Source organism: Mesorhizobium sp. M7D.F.Ca.US.004.03.1.1, from assembly GCF_003998635.1.
GTDB classification, from domain to species: Bacteria; Pseudomonadota; Alphaproteobacteria; order Rhizobiales; family Rhizobiaceae; genus Mesorhizobium; species Mesorhizobium loti.
The window spans coordinates 1-509 of sequence record NZ_RZQG01001738.1; the positions used below are offsets into that span (position 1 = coordinate 1).

General features: G+C 65.2%; 1 protein-coding gene. It reads right to left on the reverse strand.

Going from position 1 to position 509, the window contains the following annotated elements; translation table 11 throughout:
- The coding region (locus EN935_RS39790) for a strawberry notch-like NTP hydrolase domain-containing protein (RefSeq protein WP_206534730.1) at positions 1–509 on the reverse strand (509 nt) is incomplete at both ends.

Consider the following 509-nt stretch of genomic DNA (forward strand, 5'->3'; position numbering starts at 1 on the left):
ATCTCGCTGAGCGTCCTCAAGCAATTTGTCCGACTTGGAAATCCAGATCGCACGGCGGCGCCCCTGCAGCCAATTGTCGAGGATGATGCCTGCGACTTGCCGTCCCTTGCCGCAGCCGGTTCCATCGCCCAAAAACCATCCACGGCGGAAGCGGACAGCGTTCGCAGCCCCTTCTGGCGCGGCCGAGACGGCATCGCAGGTGTCGTCAACCGTCCAGGTGCCGGCGAGATGGCCGCAATGGGCTTCGCCGGCATAGATGACGCTTTCGAGCTGGGCGTCCGACAGCAGGCCCTCGTCGATGATCGCATCAGGAAGAAGCGGCCGATAGGAAGGTTTTGGCGGCGCGATGGCGGCCATGGCGGCTGACTGCACGAGCGGCGTCGGATGCGGCTTTGCGCGGGGAATGTCGATCGACTGGAGCGCGTAGGGTTCGTAGATCGTGTCGGTGAGCCGGCCGCCGTCCTCCGGCATCCAGTCGCGCAGCTGATAGGCGAGGGGAACAGCCGGGG